The sequence below is a fragment of the Cupriavidus sp. IDO genome (genome assembly GCF_000812465.1).
GTDB lineage: Bacteria > Pseudomonadota > Gammaproteobacteria > Burkholderiales > Burkholderiaceae > Cupriavidus.
On sequence record NZ_JWMA01000114.1, the window covers coordinates 36,973 to 55,664 of the forward strand.

The 18,692-nt window shown below is 61.5% G+C and carries 18 protein-coding genes; 5 read left to right on the forward strand and 13 right to left on the reverse strand.

Going from position 1 to position 18,692, the window contains the following annotated elements; all coding sequences use genetic code 11:
• Nucleotides 1-68 precede the first annotated feature (68 nt).
• Both RM96_RS26920 and RM96_RS40250 read left to right on the forward strand, forming a co-directional pair.
• A complete protein-coding gene (locus tag RM96_RS26920; protein ID WP_443112277.1) occupies nt 69-1,163 on the forward strand; it encodes a porin in 1,095 nt (364 codons plus the stop codon).
• Between the two features lie 978 nt (nt 1,164-2,141).
• On the forward strand, nt 2,142-2,543 hold the full coding sequence (locus tag RM96_RS40250; RefSeq protein WP_274520233.1) for a methyltransferase family protein: 402 nt from the start codon (nt 2,142-2,144) through the stop codon (nt 2,541-2,543).
• Between the two features lie 417 nt (nt 2,544-2,960).
• Here RM96_RS40250 and RM96_RS26930 read toward each other — a convergent pair whose 3' ends face one another.
• The 9 genes from RM96_RS26930 to RM96_RS26970 form a co-directional block, all read right to left on the reverse strand.
• The gene (locus RM96_RS26930) at nt 2,961-3,707 is read right to left on the reverse strand and encodes an SDR family NAD(P)-dependent oxidoreductase (RefSeq protein ID WP_039014790.1); all 747 of its coding nucleotides are present in this window, start codon (nt 3,705-3,707) and stop codon (nt 2,961-2,963) included.
• 159 nt (nt 3,708-3,866) lie between these two features.
• Nucleotides 3,867-4,436 (reverse strand): RBBP9/YdeN family alpha/beta hydrolase, encoded by a 570-nt coding sequence (locus tag RM96_RS26935; RefSeq protein ID WP_039014791.1) that lies wholly within the window; start codon nt 4,434-4,436, stop codon nt 3,867-3,869.
• Between the two features lie 157 nt (nt 4,437-4,593).
• Nucleotides 4,594-5,751, reverse strand: a complete 1,158-nt coding sequence (locus RM96_RS26940; protein WP_039014792.1) for a porin — start codon at nt 5,749-5,751, stop codon at nt 4,594-4,596.
• Nucleotides 5,752-5,921: 170 nt separating this feature from the next.
• Complete coding sequence (locus RM96_RS26945; protein ID WP_039014793.1) at nt 5,922-6,770, reverse strand: TauD/TfdA dioxygenase family protein; 849 nt, start codon at nt 6,768-6,770, stop codon at nt 5,922-5,924.
• A gap of 12 nt (nt 6,771-6,782) precedes the next feature.
• Entirely contained in the window at nt 6,783-7,763 is a 981-nt protein-coding gene (locus RM96_RS26950) for a tripartite tricarboxylate transporter substrate binding protein (protein ID WP_039014794.1), read from the reverse strand.
• A gap of 147 nt (nt 7,764-7,910) precedes the next feature.
• Nucleotides 7,911-8,882 carry a quinone oxidoreductase family protein gene (locus tag RM96_RS26955; RefSeq protein WP_039014795.1) on the reverse strand — a complete coding sequence of 324 codons (972 nt, stop codon included), beginning with the start codon at nt 8,880-8,882 and terminating at the stop codon, nt 7,911-7,913.
• 72 nt (nt 8,883-8,954) lie between these two features.
• Complete coding sequence (locus RM96_RS26960; RefSeq protein ID WP_039014796.1) at nt 8,955-9,701, reverse strand: SDR family NAD(P)-dependent oxidoreductase; 747 nt, start codon at nt 9,699-9,701, stop codon at nt 8,955-8,957.
• A gap of 107 nt (nt 9,702-9,808) precedes the next feature.
• On the reverse strand, nt 9,809-10,867 hold the full coding sequence (locus RM96_RS26965) for a 3-keto-5-aminohexanoate cleavage protein (RefSeq protein WP_039014797.1): 1,059 nt from the start codon (nt 10,865-10,867) through the stop codon (nt 9,809-9,811).
• A gap of 100 nt (nt 10,868-10,967) precedes the next feature.
• Nucleotides 10,968-11,903 carry a 3-keto-5-aminohexanoate cleavage protein gene (locus RM96_RS26970; protein WP_039014798.1) on the reverse strand — a complete coding sequence of 312 codons (936 nt, stop codon included), beginning with the start codon at nt 11,901-11,903 and terminating at the stop codon, nt 10,968-10,970.
• 165 nt (nt 11,904-12,068) lie between these two features.
• On the opposite strand from RM96_RS26970, the gene RM96_RS26975 reads away from it, so the two are divergent.
• A complete protein-coding gene (locus RM96_RS26975; protein ID WP_039014799.1) occupies nt 12,069-13,079 on the forward strand; it encodes an AraC family transcriptional regulator in 1,011 nt (336 codons plus the stop codon).
• Between the two features lie 59 nt (nt 13,080-13,138).
• On the opposite strand, the gene RM96_RS40600 is transcribed toward RM96_RS26975, so the two are convergent.
• Nucleotides 13,139-13,456, reverse strand: coding sequence for a tyrosine-type recombinase/integrase (locus tag RM96_RS40600; protein ID WP_338011435.1), 318 nt, complete (start codon nt 13,454-13,456; stop codon nt 13,139-13,141).
• Between the two features lie 286 nt (nt 13,457-13,742).
• Here RM96_RS40600 and RM96_RS26980 point away from each other — a divergent pair, with 286 nt between their 5' ends.
• Together RM96_RS26980 and RM96_RS26985 are read left to right on the forward strand one after the other, a co-directional pair.
• On the forward strand, nt 13,743-14,642 hold the full coding sequence (locus RM96_RS26980; RefSeq protein ID WP_039014824.1) for a TauD/TfdA dioxygenase family protein: 900 nt from the start codon (nt 13,743-13,745) through the stop codon (nt 14,640-14,642).
• 24 nt (nt 14,643-14,666) lie between these two features.
• On the forward strand, nt 14,667-15,728 hold the full coding sequence (locus RM96_RS26985; RefSeq protein ID WP_039014800.1) for a 3-keto-5-aminohexanoate cleavage protein: 1,062 nt from the start codon (nt 14,667-14,669) through the stop codon (nt 15,726-15,728).
• Nucleotides 15,729-16,138: 410 nt separating this feature from the next.
• Here the strand turns inward: RM96_RS26985 and RM96_RS37675 are convergent, their stop codons facing one another.
• The 3 genes from RM96_RS37675 to RM96_RS27000 form a co-directional block, all read right to left on the reverse strand.
• On the reverse strand, nt 16,139-16,360 hold the full coding sequence (locus tag RM96_RS37675) for a lysozyme inhibitor LprI family protein (RefSeq protein WP_238587423.1): 222 nt from the start codon (nt 16,358-16,360) through the stop codon (nt 16,139-16,141).
• A gap of 189 nt (nt 16,361-16,549) precedes the next feature.
• Nucleotides 16,550-17,605, reverse strand: a complete 1,056-nt coding sequence (locus RM96_RS26995; protein ID WP_039014802.1) for an AraC family transcriptional regulator — start codon at nt 17,603-17,605, stop codon at nt 16,550-16,552.
• Between the two features lie 306 nt (nt 17,606-17,911).
• Complete coding sequence (locus RM96_RS27000) at nt 17,912-18,658, reverse strand: SDR family NAD(P)-dependent oxidoreductase (protein WP_039014803.1); 747 nt, start codon at nt 18,656-18,658, stop codon at nt 17,912-17,914.
• Nucleotides 18,659-18,692: the final 34 nt, after the last annotated feature.

Below are 18,692 nucleotides of genomic sequence, written 5' to 3' on the forward strand. Positions count from 1 at the left end.
GAAATCCCTCTATTACAAAACCCGAACGAACACGCATCAAGACAACTGGAGGATCCAAGATGCAAGACTTGAAGACAAGAAGCGGTATCACCTGCTGCGTGGCGCTCTCCCTGCTGGGAGCCACAGGATTGGCCCATTCCGAAGTGACCCTGTATGGCGTAGTCGATAGTGGCATCGAGTACGCCAATCACCAGCCCGGGAATGGAGACAGCGTCTATCGCGTGACTTCCGGAAATATCGCGGGCTCCCGCTGGGGACTTCGGGGTACCGAAAACCTCGGAAACGGTGTGCAAGGCGTGTTCGTACTGGAGAGCGGGTTCGACGTCGACACCGGAAAATCCGGCCAGGGTGGCCGCCTCTTCGGCCGCATGGCCTATGTCGGACTGCAGGGATCGTGGGGCGGAATCCTGCTGGGAAGGCAGCAAAGCGCGTTCTTCGACTTCGTCGGCAACTACGATCCCATGACGCTGGCGACCAAGTATTCGATCTTTACCCAGGATCTCGCATACATCCAGCGGGCCGACAATACGGTCAAATATGTCGGCACCTTTGGCGGCCTGACCGCGTCGGCGTTCTACAGCTTCGGCGCGGACAGCAGCGTGGTCAATGGCAGTGAAGTGCCCGGCCATGCGAGCCTGGGGCGCGAGTACGGCGGCTTCCTGACCTATGACGCCGGCCCGTTTGGTGTCGCCGCCGCATATGACGAAATCAACACCGGCACTGTCACCGTCACGCCGGATGCCAAGGTGAGGCGAGCTTCAACGGCAGCGACCTACAGGATCGGCCCGGCCAAGCTGTTTGCCGGTTATCGCTGGGCAAGAGGCTATGACGGCGGCCTCGTACCCGGGTCCGTCGCGGGCGTAGCCAACCAGGGCTCCAACCTGTACTGGCTTGGCGCCAACTGGCAACTCACGCCTGCTATCACGCTGGCTGGTGCCGCCTATTTCCAGGATTTCAGAAATACGGGCAGTGATCCCTGGCTGTTCGCATTCAATGCCGACTATGCCTTCTCGAAGCGGACACACGCGTATACCTCCCTCGGCTATACAAAGAACAAGGGCGTCGCGAATCTCGGCTTCTTCGACTCCGGCAAGTCGTTCGGAAATGCCAATCCCGGCCAGAATCAGCTAGGAGCCGTCGTGGGGGTGCGACACATCTTTTGAAGTCCGCAGGTAGTTCCTTCCTTCTGCTTCTGCCTCTGCCTGCCTCGCTCCCACGTCTGGGGAGCAGGCACGCGCCAGCGCTCGTACTCTGGCAGAGGGCTTTGCAGGCCTGAAAGGGAAGGGGTTGGCCTGCTGACTGACACCTTGTCTCGCTACATTGGCGACGTCACCTAGTGGGTTCGCCGACGATCGCACGCAGCCGGCGGTCAAGCCTCTGCGAACTTCCGCAACGGCCGAGCACTTGCCGGCCGGCGGGAAGGCTCGGACGAGCGCTGTAGCCTGGAAGCCGCCATCTGCCCATCCGATCCGCGAAAGGCAGAGGAGGGCAAGAGCCAGTGAGCAATCGGTCAGGAGCAGTCCAACGAATTCGAATCGCTCTATCCATACACGCCACGACTGGCAGACCTGCCGCGACGGGTCGCCTTCAGACGACAGAGCATAAGGTCCGCTAGCCCTGCTGCGCTCAGATGGCTTATACTGCACCCAACATATCACCAAAGTATGTCGTTACGGGTTGGCTGCCATGCTATAGCTTTCTTTCATTTGCGCCACTCTGTATCTGACTTGCGCCTGGTCGCATGGCGGGAAAGCCGGATTCGGGTTGACCCAACCATCGGCTGTCCTATAATTTAAGTGCTGACTGAGACACGCCGTAGCAAAGCGAAGGTAGGTCAGTGAGACGATCATGTGTCCTAGATGGAATGTGGTCGTGGCAGGCCGACAACCTGCAAGCCCGAACCGGATCAGGAACGCTGACCCGGTTCGGACGCGTCGAGGGCCGAACGCGCCGAGCACCTGTGAAAGGTGCTTTTTGTTGCTCATCGACTGCGACCAGCGATCAGCCCACGGACCAGATCGACTTGTGGACGAGCAACGCCGTTCGCTCGAGCCAGCGACGTTTGCACCACCTTCGTTGCAATGGACTCGCTTGAACTGAGAATCCCGCCACCGCTCGTGGCGCTACTGGTCGGCTTGCTTATGTGGCTGGCATCCGCATTGATTGCCCCAATTGAAGTTCCGGTCGGACCTCGCGTAGGTGTCGCAGTGGCCCTTGCTTGCACTGGCGCGGCTATCGGGGGCGCGGCCATGGTTTCATTCTGGCAGGCAAAGACCACAATGAACCCAGTCAAGCCCGGTGCTGCTTCGCTGCTGGTCACTGGCGGGGTATTTCGTTTCACGCGTAATCCCATGTACCTGAGCCTGCTGCTGTACCTGTTCGCGTGGGCAGTGTACTTGTCAAACTGGCTGGCTCTGCTATTCCTACCTCTGTTCGTGCTCTACATCAACCGATTCCAAATCACGCCCGAGGAGCGCGCGCTATCCTCGCTCTTCGGTCCACAGTACGTCGCATACAAGGGGAGCGTTCGCCGGTGGCTATGAGGCAAAACCGTCGAACAGCGCCGAACGAGCAGCGGCTGGTGGTCGCTTACCGGCCAAAATGCGACATTCGTCAATCGCGTCGGTCGGAAGTTCAGATGTCCGCACTGTGCTGCAATCGGCCATTGGGCTCCAAAAGGCGAGCACTGCCCGTATCTGGCCAGCCATAAACGGCGGCTGAAGTGTGAAGCATGATTTCGCTGCGGTATGCCGGGCCACCGATCTGAACCAAACCAAGTCAGCGACGCGCTCCGTACGAGCCGCTCATGTAGGCGTCAATCACAAGGCTTGAGGCAACTGCCTGTTCGAACGGTCTGACCAATCGCGTCAATCATAGCCTGCCCCCTCAAACGGCGTGGGCGTCTTCCGCGCGGCCGGTGGCAGGTCGCCCCCTTCAAGTGGACTTGCACGACGCACACCCTATTGGGCGGCATAGCCGCCATCCACCATCAAGCTGGCCCCCGCCATGAACGAGGCATCGTCGCTGGCCAGGAACGTGATAGCGGCGGCGATTTCCTCTGCCCGTCCGAGCCTGCCGATTGGATGGAGGCCGGTGACCTGCGCGAGGCTCTCGTCGCTGGCACCGGCGATCAGCGGTGTCTCGATGAAGCCCGGGCACACGGCATTGACCCGAATGCCTTCCTTTGCGCAGGCGACACCGAGCGAGCGCGTCATGTTCACCACGCCGCCCTTGGCGGCGTTGTATGCCGTGGCGCCCGGTCTTCCGACATGGCCAAGCACCGAGGCGATATTGACGACCGCGCCGCCGCCCCCCTGCCTCTTCATCTGCGCGATGGCGTACTTGTTGCTGAAGAATACGCCAGTAAGGTTCACGTCCAGCATCTGGTGCCAGGCCTCGCTGGTGAGCGATTCGACCGGCAGGGCCTGCTGTGCGATGCCGGCATTCGCGACCATGATGTCGAGCTGGCCGAATTCCAGCGCCACCGCCGCCACCAATTCGCGCACCTCGTGCTCGCGCGTGACATCCACGCGCGAGAATCGCACCGCATGCCCCGCTCCGGCCAACTCGTGGGCCAGCAGTTCACCGCGCTCTGACAGGTCCGTCAGCACGACCGTCGCACCTTCGGCCACGAACCGCCGCACGGTCGCCGCGCCAATCCCGCTGGCGCCTCCGGTGACAATCGCCACCCTGTTCTTCAGCTTCATGGATCCCTCCGCGGCTATCCGCGCACTTGTTGCCTGTTGAAAACAAAGAAGAGGTTCCGCAGGCGTTGCCCTTGGAACCTCCGAAACCCGGCTGCCGTGGAAAGTGTCATCAAGACCGGAGGTCGGCACCCGGGGTGGAGACGCAATGAATGGTGAATCTCACAGCTCGCGGAGCAACTCCGCGGCCTTCGGCCAGTTGCCATATCCGTCGGACGGCGAGAGATGACCGATGTCGCCGCCATCGACGAAGCGGCTCCCCCAGGCCTGCGCAAGGGCTTGGACCTGCTCGAATCCTCCGATCGGGTCGTTGCGGCTGCCGACCACGATGCTCGGGAACGGCAGGCGCGCCCTGGGCAGCGGTGTCCAGCCGCTGGCAGCCAGGGTCTGCGGATCGGAGTAGCCGGCGGGCAGGCGCGTGTCGAGGTCGGCGGGGGCGGCAAGCAATGCGCCCTCGACCTCGCGCGTCGTCTGCTGTGCCCAGTGAACAGTGATGCAGCACCCCATGCTATGGGCCACCAGGACGATCGGCCCTTCGATGCTGCTGACGACGCGCTCGAGGTTCGCCACCCTGGCGCTGCGCAGCGCCTTGTCGTGGTCGATCTGCGGCACGATCTGCACCGCCCTTCCCTGCGCTTGCAGTTGTTCGGCGAGCAGCGTTTGCCAGTGCTCCGGCATGTGGTCGCGAAGACCGGGAACAATCACGACCGTCGGCAGGTTGGTAGAAGTCATGGAATTCGATTTCCTCGGTTGAGATCCGGAGCGTGATCGCCCTGCGCCCCGGATGAACGTGCCACGCTCCCCTGCGCACGAAGCGTGACACGTCGCGGGGCGAGGTGCCGTGAGCGCAGGATGCTACCTGCCCGCGGCACCGCCACCACGCGGGTCGTCAGAAGATATGGCGGATGCCCGCGGCCGCGCCAAACATGGACGTCTGCCCGTTGGACAGCGCGTAGCTATTGCCCAGTGCCAGGCTGGAGGCAAAGCCACTCGCCGCCGAGTCCATGCTCAGTCCTGCGTTGCGGGTATACGCCGTGGTCAGGTAGACGTCGGTCCGCTTCGAGAACGCGTAGTCGACGATCAGGGCGATCTGCCACGGATTGGCCGCGTGCGTGTTGCCGCCGAGGTTCTTCAGGTTCTGGTAGTCATACTCCAGCGTGAAGTCCAGCGCCTGCGACAGGCGGTACTGGCCACCGACCCAGTAGAAGTCGTCGCGCAGGATCTCCTTGCCCGTCTGGTCCTTGTTCTGCCCCCAGCGGTAGCCGCCCATCACCTTGGCCGCGCCAATCGAATAGCTGGCCATCACGGCCGCCTTCTTCAAGGTGCCGTTGCTCGTGCCGATCGTCGGGTTCCACTGGTCGTAGGCAAGGCCCAGGCCGAGCGGGCCGTTCATGTAGGTCACGCCAGCACCGTAGGCCGAATCGCGGCGAAACTGGCCTGGCACTTCGCCGGTGCCGCCCAACGTGGGAATACCGGGATTGACCTGCGGCAGCGTCGTGCCGACGCCGAACGACCAGTGTGCCATCGCGGTCACGGGACCGAACGTGCCGGTGTACTGTGCCACGTTGTCCTCGCGGAAGTTCGCGCCGGCGATGACGCCCGCCGGTTCATACTGCGTGGCGAAGCGGGCCGGCACGAAGTTGGCCATCGACACGAACAGCGACGTGTATTGGCGGCCGAAGGTGCCCTGTCCGTAGTTCGACCGGAGGCCGACAAAAGCCTGGCGGCCGAACATGCGTCCGCCTTGCTGCAGGGTGCCGGTATCGGCGTTGAAGCCATTTTCCAGCACGAAGATGGACTTCAGCCCGCCACCGAGGTCTTCCGTGCCGCGCAGGCCCCAGCGCGAGCCGGAGTAGCCGCCGGAGTTCTCGCGGACCACCGAATGGCCGGTGCCGGGATTGAAGCCGTTGGCCGCCGACGGCACGACGCCGACCTTGTTGACGTATTCGATGTTGACGTCAGCCACGCCGTACAGCGTGACGCTGGACTGCGCCTGGGCTGCACCACATGCCATCGCAGCGGCCAGGGCAAGCATGGCTCTTTTCATCTACTCCCATCCTCCATGGTTCATCGTTTTCATTTGATTGCTTTCACGCTCAGTCACTACGACCTCCGGCGCCTGGCGCGCCTTTACTACAAGGGGGCGGAAAATCCGCCACCCTTGCACAACGATCACCAGCCCGGCCCTCCCGGTACGCGAGCCGGCCCGTCCCCTGATCAGAATGGACGGTCTCCGATGATCGTTGCGCGGTCCATCCTGCGGTGGCACGGCGGATAGTCCATGACGGCGTAATGCGTGGTCGACCGGTTGTCCCAGATGGCCACGCTGTTCATCTTCCAGCGCCAGCGGACCTGATATTCGGGAATGCAGGCCTGAGTGACCAGGTAGCGCAGCAGGTCTGCCGCCCCGGGGTTGTTGTCCTGCCCGAAACGCACGCGCGCCGGCGTGTGGAAGTTGGTGAAGTGAGTGGTGAACCCGTTGACGAACAGCACCTTCTCGCCGGTCTCCGGGTGGGTCCGCACCACCGGGTGCTCGGCGTCTGGGAACTGACTCCTCAGCGCCAGGCGCCGCTCGATTGGCATGGCGGCACCAAAGCTCGCCTCGATGCTGTGTCGCGCCCGAAGGTCGGCGATCTGCTCCTTGACGTGGGCCGGCAGGTTTTCGTACGCAAGCACCATGTTGGCCCACATGGTGTCGCCCCCGACGGGCGGGCACTCCCAGCACCGCAGGACGGCGCCAAGCGGCGGTACTTCGCGCCAGGTCGCGTCCGTGTGCCAGGCGTTCTCGTAACGATCCGGCGGGTTGGCGGGCGTCTTGTAGATCTGCACCAGCCCCGGATTCTCCGGGTCGCTACCCGTCACGGGGTGGTCCTCCAGATCCCCGAAGCGGCGCGCAAAGGCCACGTGCTGGGCGGCCGTGATGTCCTGATCGCGCAGGAACAGCACGCGGTGCCTGAGCAGCGCTTCGCGGATGGCGGCGAACAGGCCGTCATCATGGATCGCATCGGCCAGGCTGACCCCAATGAGTTCCGCGCCGATTGCGCAGGTAAGTTGTTCAACTCGCATGGTCGACGGGTGTCATTCCGGCTGGATTTTGAAGGTCTTCACGATGCCGGCATTCCGATCGAAATCGGCGCGCAAGTCGTGGCTGAGCTGGGGAAGTCCTTGTGGCTCCAGCGGCTCGAACCCGAGTGCAGAAATCCGCTCCTTCACGCTGGCTCTCGAGGCGGCCTTGTAGACGGCCGCCTGGATCTTCTCGGTCAGGTCTGCCGGCAGCCTGGACGACACGAACACGCCGGTCCAGTTGCTGAAGTCAACTTCCGGATAACCCAGCTCGGCGAACGTCGGCACCTGCGGGAGCATCGGTGACCGCTGCTTCGCGGCGACGGCATAGGCTTTCAGCTTGCCAGCCTTGAGATAAGGCAGCGAGGTCACCATGCCGTCATACATCACGGCAATCTGCCCGCCCATCACCTGCGCCAAGGCCGGCGGCGACCCCGGGAACGGAATGTTCTGGAGGTCCATGCCGGCCTTCTGGTTCATGATCATGCCGGCATACTGCGAAGCCGTGCCCGGGCCATAGTTCGCGAAGCTCAGGGTGCCCGGATGCGCCTTCACATAGCTGATCAGCCCCGGCAGGTCCTTCGCCGGCAGGCTGGGCGCTCCGACGAGCAGCAGCGTCGATTTGGCCACGGCCGCAACCGGCTTCACATCCTTCATCGGATCGTAGGGCACCTTCATCACATGCGGGATCTCCGCAAACACGTTGGTCGCCGACACCAGGATGGTCTGCCCATCGGGCGGCGCCGCCAGCATTGCGCCGACCGCGATGGCGCCGCCAGCTCCCGGCTTGTTGTCGACGATCACCGGCTGCCCCAGGTCTGCCGTGAGCTGTTCGGACAGCATGCGGGCCATCACATCCATCGTGCCGCCGGCAGGCGCGGGCACCAGCACCCGCACCGGTTTGTTGGTCCACGCCATGGCGGCAGGCATGGCAAGCGCCAGGAGCGTCGCGGCGACGACGCGGCGCACGCGCAGGAAGGCAGGTCGATTCGACATCAGTAGTCTCCGTTGTGGAACTTCCGGCAATGTGCACTTGCCTTGTTTGAAGCAGCCGCCTTCCGGCAACCTGGCCAAGCCAGGTGGGCGAAGCGACTGCCGGGTGGATTGCGTAACTGCCGCAATCGCTTGAAAAGCTGCCTTGCCTTACGGCACCAGTACCGTCGCGCCGCTCGTCTGCCTGTTCTCCAGGGCGCGATGGGCCTGCGCGGCGTCTTCCAGCGCGAACGACTGCTTCGGCTCGCTGGTGATCTTTCCAGCCATCACCATGTCGAACACCTCGTTGGCCATGGCGAGCATGTGCGAGCGCGGCGTGGCGTAGTGCACCATAGCCGGACGCGTGACCCAGAGCGAGCCTTTCGCCGCGAGCGTGCGGCTGTCGATCTCGACGGGACCTGAAGTCGTGCCGTTGCTGACGAGCGTGCCGCGTACCTGCAGGCAGGACAGCGAGGCGTCCAGCGTCGACTTGCCTACCGAATCGAACACCACCGGGACCTTCTTGCCATCGGTGATTTCCATCACGCGGTCGACGATGTTCTCGCGCGAGGTGACGATGACATGCGAGCAGCCGTTGGCCTTGGCAAGCTCTGCCTTCTCGTCGGTGCTGACCGTCCCGATCATGTTCACGCCAAGGGCGCGTGCCCACTGGCAGGCGATCAGGCCCACGCCGCCGGCTGCGGCGTGATAGAGGATGGACTCGCCGCCCTTGAGCGGGTAGACCTGGCGGAACAGGTATTGCGCCGTCATCCCCTTCATGATGAGCGTGGAGGCGACGCGGTCGGAGACGCCGTCCGGCAGCGGGATCAGCCACTCGGCAGGCATGACCCGCACGTCCGAGTAGGCGCCTTGCGGGCCGAGCAGGTAGCCCACGCGGTCACCCACGCGGATGTCCGTCACGCCGGGACCCACCGCCTCGACGACGCCAACGGCGTCGGAGCCCAGGCCGTTAGGCAGTTCCAGGGGATAGTGGCCGGTCCGAAAATAAATGTCGATGAAGTTAACGGCGATATAGGTGTGCCGCACGCGAGCCTGGCCCGGGCCGGGATCACCTACCTCCACAGACTCGAGCTTGAGGACATCAGCGCTGCCCGTCTCGTAAAACCGAATTGCTTTTGCCATGACTTGTCTCCTGAAACACTTTATTCATTACGTCTGAGCGCGCCTGGGGCAAGCCCAGCGTGCCGGCGACGACTACATTGCTGTCTTGCCGCCATTGACTCCGAGAATCTGACCCGTTATGTACCTGGACCGGGCGGACGCCAGGAACACAATGGCGTCGGCGACCTCCTCCGGGGTCCCGATGCGACCCGCGGGGATCGTCGCGGCAACTGCCGCAATGTTCTCGGCGCCTCCCGCAATGCGGTCCAGCATCCCGGTATCGATAGGGCCAGGCGCAACCGCATTCACTCGCACATTCGATCTGGCAGCCTCGAGTGCTGCAGCCTTGGTCAAGCCCTCGATCGCGTGCTTGCTAGCCACATACATTGGATTCTGTGCGTTGCCGCGGCTTCCCATGGTGGAGGAGAGGTTGATAACAACGCCCTCCTTCTGCTCCAGCATGACGCGCAACTCGTGCTTCATGCTAAGGAACGTCCCAAGGACATTCGCGTCGAAGGTCGCCGCATAGGATTCAACTGTCTGTGCAACGATCGACCCTGGCGTGCCTTCAGTCCCTGCACTGTTCACTGCGACATCGAGCCGTCCAAAGCGGGCGACGGTATGCTCCACGAGCTGGCGGACCTGCTCCTCATTGCCTACGTCGGCGGGCACGAAGTCGGCCTCGGCACCGAGTTCCCGGAGCTGAGACACAAGTGCAGCGCCTGCAGTAGCATTGCGGCCGGAGCAAACCAGCCGTGCCCCTTCACGGCCAAACGCAAGCGCAGTTGCGCGGCCAATTCCAGACGTGGCTCCCGTAACGAGTACGACGGTATGAGTCATGAAACTCCTTACTTGAATCAAGGCGAAACAAACCGATCCAGTTGCAGCAATTCAGGCTGGAATGCACGCATCAATTGGATCGATTCTTTGTCTGGGCCGTAGCCGGCTCAGGCTACGCGGCGCAGCGGCACGTTCTTGACACCAGGTTTGCGGTTCGGGGTCATACCGTTGGCGGCCAAGGTTTCGTCGACATCGCTGTACCAGGTGCCGATACGGTAGATTTCCCGCGCTTCCTTGCCATCGGCGATCTCACGGCCCAACTCCTTGGCGATTCGCACAAGCTGCTGAACCTGCTGTACGGAGGTAAAGCGCTTGCCATGCTGATCGATGAGGGTGTCCTCAATGCCGCAGCGCACATGCATACCCATTGCCAGCGCCATCGTGTTCCACGGAAGTACGTTCTTGAACAGCGACTCAGCGGTAATGGTGCAGCCATCCGGTGCACGTTGGATAAAGTCGAACAGGTTGTACGGATGTGGTCCATGGTGGCCGCCACCGATGCCGATGCAGGTCAGGTTCAGCGGGCCTTTGTAGAGGCCCCTGCGCACCATGCGGTCCAGCGTTTCAAGCGCATGCATGCCAACCAGCTGAAAGTGCGGCTGGATGCCGGCTTCTTGCAGGCGGCGCAAGTGCTCTTCCGCCCAGGTCGGGCCGGCCGGAACAATCATTTCACGGTACGCGTCGTAGACGGCCGGGTTGGCCATGTGCGTACTCTCGTAGTACTCCGGATAGATCAACTCCATGATGTTCATCTGGATGGTGTTGAGTGCTACCGTCACCTGATCCGGCTTCGGGTCGAGGTCGGCCAGTGCATGACGGGTATCGTCTGACAGCCATTTGGCAGCCTGGCCTTCGTCTTCCGGTGCAAAGGAAATCGAGCCGCCGACCTGAATGATCATGTCCGGCACCGCCTTGCGCACGCCGGCGATCAGTTCGTTGAACATGGACAGGCGCTTGGAGCCCTTGCCATCCGGCTCACGCACGTGCAGGTGCAGCACACTGGCGCCGGCTTCATAGCAATCCACCGCCTTCTGGATCTGCTCTTCCATGGTCACAGGGATGTCTTCCGGGAAATCTTCCGGCATCCACTCCGGGCCGTACGGGGCCACGGTGATTACCACCTTGTCCATGTTCTCCGGGTGCAGCGAATCATCCAAAAATTGCATTTGTTTCTCCTCGATAAGGACTTTAGTTATCGGCCTCGCAACGAATGGTGGCGGCCGGGTCGGGCATCAATTAACGAATGGCTTGTCGCCGATGGACTACTCAGAATGCAATCGCATGCTTGCCCTTCAGTTGGAGCATGTCGCGCGTCTCATCCGGCGTGGCCACCTCCAGGTTCAGGGATTTCAGGATCCCGACGATGCGCCTGACTTGATCGGCGTTGCTGGTCGAAAGCCGGCCCGGACCATCCCAAAGCGAGTCCTCCAGGCCCACGCGGACATTTCCGCCCATCGCAGCCGCCATGGAAGCGATCGGCATCTGACTGCGGCCCGCACCCAGCACGGACCAGTAGTAGTCCTTGCCAAACAGCCGTTCGGCGGTGCGGCGCATATGCATGACATCGTCGGGATGCGTGCCGATGCCGCCGAGCAAGCCGAAGACGGACTGTATGAAGAACGGCGGCTTGAGGATGCCGCGGTCAATGAAGTGCGCCGCCGTGTAGAGATGGCTGGTGTCGTAGCATTCGATCTCGAAGCGAGTCCCATTGCCGGCGCACGATTCCAGGATGTAGCGAATTTCCTTGAACGTGTTGCGGAAGACGCGGTCTTCGGAGCCCTCGAGGTAAGGACGTTCCCAGTCGTACTTGAACTCTTTGTGCCTGCCGAGCATCGGGTACAGCCCAAAGTTCATCGACCCCATGTTCAGCGAAGCGACTTCGGGCTTGAGTTGCAGCGCCGGTTGCAGTCGTTCCTCGACGAGCATGTTGGGTGCGCCACCCGTCGTGAGGTTGATGATGACGTCGGTACGCGCGGCGATCTCCGGGAGGAATTCCCGGAAGAGCGCGGGATCCTGGGACGGCTGGCCATTCTCCGGCTTGCGCGCGTGCAGATGGACGATCGAGGCCCCGGCTTGAGCCGCACCGATTGCCTCGCCGGCGATGTCTGCTGCCGTGATGGGCAGGTAGGGGGACATCGTTGGTGTGTGAATGCCGCCCGTTACGGCGCAGGTGACTATGACCTTGTTCTGAGGGGCTGCCATCGGGTTCCGTCCGTCGTCGATTTACGGGATCAGTCTAGTAATCTCGGAGCAACCGTTGTCTCTCATTTCACGACATTCATGTCTCATTTCGTGACAAAATATCGGCGTATTCGGGTTTCCCCGGAACGAGCGGATCCGGGCTACCCACCGGGTGAAGGAGAAGCAATGGGCACACTGATTCGTACTGGCGTGCTGACCAACTATTTCAAGGTTGCGCAGCAATTGGGCCTTGAACCGCAGCCGTTGCTGCGCAAGCTCGGGTTGAGTAGCGAGATGCTTGCGGACCCGGAACACTGGATTTCCGGAAGTGGTGCCGTTACCTTGCTGGAAGAGTCAGCGCGACTCACGCAATGCCCGACATTTGGGCTGCGTATGGCCGACCTGTGGCAACTGTCCGACCTCGGAGTCGTTAGCGTGTTGCTCACGCATCAAAAAACTCTGCGCGACGCTCTTGGAACCTTGATTCAGTATCGGCACCTGATGAATGAGTTCCTGGTCATCCGTATTGAGGAGACCGGCAAGAAGGTCATCGTGCGGGAGGACGTCGTCGCGGATGATGCCGGGCCGTCCATGCAGTCAATTGAGCTGGCACTGGGCTCACTGTCACGCATGTGCAGCACACTGCTGGGCACGTCCTGGCACCCCCTGGGCGTCAATTTCACCCATGACGCTCCCCCTGATCTACGGCTGCACCGCCGCATCTTCGGCGGGAAGCTGGAGTTCGCAAGCTCTTTCAATGGCCTGATTTGCCGCGCTGCCGACCTGGACTTGCCCAACCCTATTGCCGACCCTGTCATGGCACGCCATGCGCAACGCCTGCTTGCCGGTCTGCCGGGAGCCAACGAGCCGTCAATCGTGCTCGAGGTGCGCAAGGCGATCTATCTGATGCTTCCGGCAGGACGCGCGACGATTGAGCAGGTTGCTCAAGGCCTGGGGATGAACGTGCGTACACTGCAGCGCCACCTCGAAGGCGCTGGAAAAGTCTTCTCAGACATGGTCAATGGCGTACGGCGCGATCTCGTTATCCACTATATGGACAACAGAAGCTACTCGCTTGGACGCATTGCCGAATCGCTTGGCTACTCCACTTATGGCTCGTTCGTACGTTGGTTCGCGGCGCAGTTCGGCATGACGCCGACGCGGTGGCGCAGTACCAAGCCAGCAAATATAAGGTAAGCCGCGTGTCTTTGTGCCCGTGGGCTTCCGCGGAGCCGGCATTGAATGGAGGAAGACTGCTAGCCGCGAAGGCGCTGGTCACGAGAGGTGTAGCGAGATGCTTGGCCCCGGGCACGACGTGCTTGACCCCATTGGCGATCCCCTGGTAGACGGCTATCGATGGAGACATGACCAAGCCACGCCCGTACTGTGCTGATATCGACGCCGGATCGAAGCAGGTGGGTCGCTGTTGAATGTCTAATGCTGTGCGGGCTGACGCGCTTGGATGCGAGCGAGGGCATATTGGCTCGCGCCTTGACAGCGTAACGCTCTACGACCGCGTGAATACCGAAACGCGTCAGGGGTTTTTCGCTAGCCAACAATTCAAGTCGCATCATCGGCCGACCACTGGCAGGCTGACGATTCGAGTTTGACCATAATCAAGTCCGAGCCATCCGGCACCGTTCCCTGGCACGAAACGCAAGGCTTCTGGCACGGAAAGTAAAGTCCAGATTGACCCGCAACTCCTATCTTAATGGCAACGCGATGTGCGTTGGAAGCCCATATAAAGAGGAGACATAGAATGGCTACACCCAGTCTTTCCATTACGGACCATGGTGCCGCGGTCTGGCTTGCGGATACCGCACGTTCCGATTCAGTCTTAGTGCGTTCGGAGGCTGAATGATGCGCGTAGAACAATTGACCGCCAGCATCGGCGCCGAACTCGTAGGCATGAAGCTCTCCGATGCCATTCATGACGACGGCCTGTTCAACGAGATCCGCGCCGCCTTGCTACGGCACAAGGTCCTCTTCCTGCGGGACCAGGACTTTTCCCGCGCCGAGCATGTCGCATTTGCCGAGCGCTTTGGCAAGCTGGAAGATCACCCGGTAGCCGGCAGCCATCCGGAGCACCCAGGGCTCGTGCAGATCTACAAGCGGCCGGACCAGCCGGTCGACCGTTACGAGAACGCCTGGCACACCGATGCGACCTGGCGTGAGGCACCTCCGATGGGTTGTGTCCTGCGCTGCGTGGAAACGCCCGCGGTCGGGGGCGACACGATGTGGGCGAACATGGTTCTCGCCTACGAGAACCTGCCCGCGCACGTCAAGGCGGACATTGCTGGCCTGCGGGCAAGGCACAGCATCGAGGCGAGCTTCGGCGCAGCCATGCCGATCGAGAAGCGCCTGGCGCTGAAGGCACAGTACCCGGATGCCGAGCATCCGGTCGTACGGGTTCACCCGGAAACCGGCGAGAAGATCCTCTTCGTCAACGCGTTCACCACGCACTTCACCAATCTCCATACGCCCGCATACGTGCGTTACGGTCAAGATTACAACCCGGGGGCGGCCGACTTGCTGCGTTACCTGGTAACCCAGGCCTTCATTCCCGAATACCAGGTGCGCTGGCGCTGGAAAGCCAACAGCATGGCGATCTGGGACAACCGCAGCACCCAGCATTATGCAGTGATGGACTACGCGCCCTGCCATCGCAAGATGGAGCGCGCCGGCATCATCGGCGACAAGCCCTTCAGCATTGGCGAAGGCGAAGTCAAGGCGCATATGGCCCAGCCGATTCTGGCCTGAACGATTTATCCCAAGGAGAGAGACATGGATTTCATCGACGGTTCGCTGTTTCCTGAAAATCAGCAGAAGCTTGTCATTACCGCAGCGCCTTATGGTCCGGAATGGATGCCCTCCGATTTTCCGGAAGACATCCCGGTGACGATGGAGGAACAGATCCAGAAGGCGGTGGACTGCTACAACGCCGGCGCTACCGTGCTGCACGTTCACGTGCGCGAAGCGGATGGTAAGGGCTCGAAGCGCCTGTCCAAGTTCAATGAACTGCTTGCCGGCATCCGCGCCCGGGTGCCGGACATGATTCTGCAGGTTGGCGGGTCTATCTCGTTTGCGCCGGAAAACGAAGGGGACATGGCCAAGTGGCTGTCGGACGATACCCGCCACATGCTGGCGGACCTGAAGCCGACGCCGGACCAGGTGACGATCGCGATCAATACCAACCAGATGAACGTGGTCGAACAGATGTGCGCAGCCGACGTTGCCGGCACCTCCCTCGCCGAGCCGGCGAACTACCGCGCCTATCGCGAGATGACCATCCCCGCCGGACCGGAATGGGTGGAAGAGCATATCCGCCGGCTCAGCAGCAATGGCATCCAGACACACTTCCAGCTTGCCAACATCGCGCAACTGGAGACGGTGGAACGGATGATGCGCCGGGGCACCTGCAATGTGCCCCTGATCCTGACTTGGGTAGCGATCGGCGGCGGTTTCGAGGCACCCAACCTCTACAACCTGGCGAACTTCGTGCGGGCTTGTCCGAACGGCTCGGTGCTGACCCTGGAAACCTCGATGCTCAACGTGCTGCCCCTCAACATGATGGCTGTCGCCATGGGCCTGCACGTGCGTTGTGGTATCGAGGACAACATCTGGACGCAGCGACGGGACCGCAAGATGGGCACGGTCGAACAGATCGAGCAGCTCGTGCGCATTTCGCGTGAATTCGGCCGGGACGTCGCCAGCGCGACGGAAGCGCGTGAGATCTACAAGATCGGCACGTTCTACGACAGCGTTGATGAGACGCTGGCGGAGAATGGCTTTGCGCCGAACCGCAAGACCGGTCAGGTCGGCTTCACGCAGCACGCGCGCCGTTGATGTGCTTCGCCCGGCTCGCTTGGCTTAGGGACTGCCTCGGTATCGGATCGCCCGGCCCGGTCCGGGGCGATCCGGTGGCGAATTGCCTCCAATTCGGCCTTTGCCGAAATTTTCCAAGGCGGGCGATCCTCGAAAACGCGGAGACGGAGCTCGTGCCGGGTAATGTGGTAATCCAGCGCGGTACCAACCATGCCGGGACCGCGATTGACGGCACTGCGCTGTTTCTGGCGATTATGGTCGACCGCCATCGCGTCTAGACGCCTGTCAGCGAGGCGTCGTGCGAGGGTAGGTGGGCAGGCGGAATCACCTCATGTCGCTCGCGCCTCTCAGGAACAGGAACGCGGTTTTGCTGCGGCGCCGGCTGACTCACGCTCTGGCGTTGAGCATGGCCAACGTCAGTCGACACGTCATTACGACGGCATCCGCTTTAGTTCATCGATGCGGAGATGATAGCTTCGTAGTAGACAAGCTTTATCGCCACACACATTGCGATAATTGCGAAGCCATGCTCGCTGATCCGCTCGTAACCGCGTCTTGTTAGCCGATGTTTTCATCTTTTGATGATAGATTTCTGTCAATGTTTTATCGACACGGAAAAGTTCCGCATCCCGACAAATAAGCTGCGCTTGCACAGATATGTGCCGTCAGGAGGCGACACCGGCTGCGCGCGCTTCGCTCTACCGCAAACTGCTCGCTACTCGCTTCTCGGCCTAGCGCGAATTCACCGGACTCACCCAAATTCCGTCTGCCACCTTCTGAGCAATGGGCACGCTAGCCACTAATCCGGTTCCCGCTAAGTTGCCAACGCCGGAGGCGGAGAATCATGAAGTTCGGCTGGCAGCGCTCGCCCGTGAAGCTGCTGTCTGTCGGCGCACGGCGCCGCTTACGGCCCGGCTCTCCTTGGGACTGCAACCGAACTGCACGTGATACCAGCGCGAGAATCCGCTTAGCGCAGAAAAGCCGAGCAGGGTCGCCACTTCAGTCAACGGACGATCGCTCTCCATGACATGACGCGTCGCGAGCTCCGCGCGGATTTCGTTAACGATCGACGAGAAGCTCTGCCCCTGGTCTGCCAGCCGGCGCTGAACCGTGCGGCAAACCACGCCCAGGTGTTCGGCGACCTGTTCGACGTTGCAGCGCCCACTGGGCAACAGCAACAGGATCGTGCGCCGCACGTCCTCAAGCATTGTCGCCTGCTGCGACACACAAGACTCGTCGATCAACTGCTGCGTGTAGCGCACCATAGCCGGATCGGCCCACGGGTTGCGCGCATCGAGATCGGTCTTCGTGCAGATGATGCCGTTGAAGTCACAATCGAATTCGACGTGAGGGCCAAAAAACCGTTGGTGCGTACTGAGGTCGCGCGGCGCCGGGTGCTCGAAGCATACGCGCTGCGGCTGCCAGTCGGGCTTGAGGAGCTGGCGTATCAAGCGCACCATGACTCCGAGCGCCAGTTCAACCCTTTGGCGAGTTGGCTGATGTGCACTTCCAGCAATTAGCGCCCCGCGGATAATGACTAGTTCGCCACACTCTTCGACGGCCAGCGACTGTGCACCATTGAGCATCGGCTGGTAGCGCAATAGCATGCCAAGCGAGTCGCGTAACGTCGCCTGGTCGCGTATCAGCATTCCTACCGCCCCAAGATTGGACAACAGGCGCGACTCGGCCATACACAACCCGAAACTCTCATTGCCTGACATGTCCGCGGAAGCCTGTAGCAGGCGTCCGAAACGCTCGACAGGAATCATGAGGTCCGGCTCGCGAAGTGCGCTCGGACTTAACCCTGCGTCCAGTAGCATCCGCACCGGATCCAGCCCGGCGGCACGAGCAACCTCGCTGTAGTTGGTCAGGGCCGCAGCACGGACAAGTAACGACATCGGGAACTGACGCAGAAAATTAACGGTTTATGGTAAATCGCTGTTATGTATTGTAAAGGGAGATAACCCGCGTCGTTCATCCTCTTAAGGTTGCGGGGACCACACCGGAGTGAGGCGCTTAATCCTCTCGGGCAACTCAATCCGGGCTTAGCCAGTCAATTGCACGATCTGTGCGGAACTCAGCAACGTCAATCTGGTTCAGTTCGACTGCGCTAAGCTGACAACGCCGGTTGGCAAATTCACTTTAGCCCCGCCGCCCGTCAGGGCGGCAGGAAGCACGCCAGATGATCTTGACAGTCCCCTCCACTACGCGGCTGTCTTCCCACCATTCACGTGAAGAATCTGGCCCGTGATGTATGCGGACTGTTCGGATGCCAGGAAGATAATCGCATCGGCGACCTCTTCCGGCGTGCCAACACGTCCGGCGGGGATCGTTGCGGCGACAGCCGCGACCCGATCCGCGCCACCGGCAATGCGTCCGAGCATGCCCGTTTCAATCGGGCCTGGCGCCACGGCGTTGACGCGGACATTCGATTTGATGACGTCGAGCGCCGCCGATTTGGTGAAGCCCTCGATCGCGTGCTTGCTTGCCACGTACATCGGATTTCTCGAGTTGCCACGGCTGCCCATCGTGGAGGAGAGATTGACAACCGTCCCACGCTTTTGCGAGATCATCGCGCGCAGTTCGTGCTTCATGCAAAGGAACGTCCCAAGGACATTCGCATCGAAAACCGTCGTGTACGACTGGACTGTCTGCTCGACGATCGATCCCGGTGTTCCTTCCGTTCCGGCACTGTTCACTGCAATATCAAGGCATCCAAAGCGCTCGACGGCATGACCGACAAGACGGATGACATCGTCTTCACGGCAGATATCGGCCGCCACGAAATCCGCTTCCGCGCCCATCTGCCGCAGTTCCGAGATGAGAGCTTCTCCGGCAGCAGCGTTCCGCCCCGAACAGACCAGTCGTGCGCCTTTGGCTGCAAAGGCAAGTGCCGTCGCGCGGCCAATGCCAGCCGTCGCACCGGTAATCAAGACAACAGGATGAGACATGAGAAATTCCTTGGACGAGTTTAGGGGAAGCTAT

What these genes read in the sequence shown, in the direction of transcription:
- RM96_RS26935 (WP_039014791.1), bottom strand. Translation starts at nt 4,436, where the DNA reads ATGACTTCTACCAACCTGCCGACGGTCGTGATTGTTCCCGGTCTTCGC.
- RM96_RS26975 (WP_039014799.1), top strand. Translation starts at nt 12,069, where the DNA reads ATGGGCACACTGATTCGTACTGGCGTGCTGACCAACTATTTCAAGGTT.
- RM96_RS26950 (WP_039014794.1), bottom strand. Translation starts at nt 7,763, where the DNA reads ATGTCGAATCGACCTGCCTTCCTGCGCGTGCGCCGCGTCGTCGCCGCG.
- RM96_RS26960 (WP_039014796.1), bottom strand. Translation starts at nt 9,701, where the DNA reads ATGACTCATACCGTCGTACTCGTTACGGGAGCCACGTCTGGAATTGGC.
- RM96_RS40600 (WP_338011435.1), bottom strand. Translation starts at nt 13,456, where the DNA reads ATGATGCGACTTGAATTGTTGGCTAGCGAAAAACCCCTGACGCGTTTC.
- RM96_RS26995 (WP_039014802.1), bottom strand. Translation starts at nt 17,605, where the DNA reads ATGTCGTTACTTGTCCGTGCTGCGGCCCTGACCAACTACAGCGAGGTT.
- RM96_RS27000 (WP_039014803.1), bottom strand. Translation starts at nt 18,658, where the DNA reads ATGTCTCATCCTGTTGTCTTGATTACCGGTGCGACGGCTGGCATTGGC.
- RM96_RS26955 (WP_039014795.1), bottom strand. Translation starts at nt 8,882, where the DNA reads ATGGCAAAAGCAATTCGGTTTTACGAGACGGGCAGCGCTGATGTCCTC.
- RM96_RS26945 (WP_039014793.1), bottom strand. Translation starts at nt 6,770, where the DNA reads ATGCGAGTTGAACAACTTACCTGCGCAATCGGCGCGGAACTCATTGGG.
- RM96_RS26985 (WP_039014800.1), top strand. Translation starts at nt 14,667, where the DNA reads ATGGATTTCATCGACGGTTCGCTGTTTCCTGAAAATCAGCAGAAGCTT.
- RM96_RS26970 (WP_039014798.1), bottom strand. Translation starts at nt 11,903, where the DNA reads ATGGCAGCCCCTCAGAACAAGGTCATAGTCACCTGCGCCGTAACGGGC.
- RM96_RS26980 (WP_039014824.1), top strand. Translation starts at nt 13,743, where the DNA reads ATGCGCGTAGAACAATTGACCGCCAGCATCGGCGCCGAACTCGTAGGC.
- RM96_RS40250 (WP_274520233.1), top strand. Translation starts at nt 2,142, where the DNA reads ATGTGGCTGGCATCCGCATTGATTGCCCCAATTGAAGTTCCGGTCGGA.
- RM96_RS26930 (WP_039014790.1), bottom strand. Translation starts at nt 3,707, where the DNA reads ATGAAGCTGAAGAACAGGGTGGCGATTGTCACCGGAGGCGCCAGCGGG.
- RM96_RS26940 (WP_039014792.1), bottom strand. Translation starts at nt 5,751, where the DNA reads ATGAAAAGAGCCATGCTTGCCCTGGCCGCTGCGATGGCATGTGGTGCA.
- RM96_RS26965 (WP_039014797.1), bottom strand. Translation starts at nt 10,867, where the DNA reads ATGCAATTTTTGGATGATTCGCTGCACCCGGAGAACATGGACAAGGTG.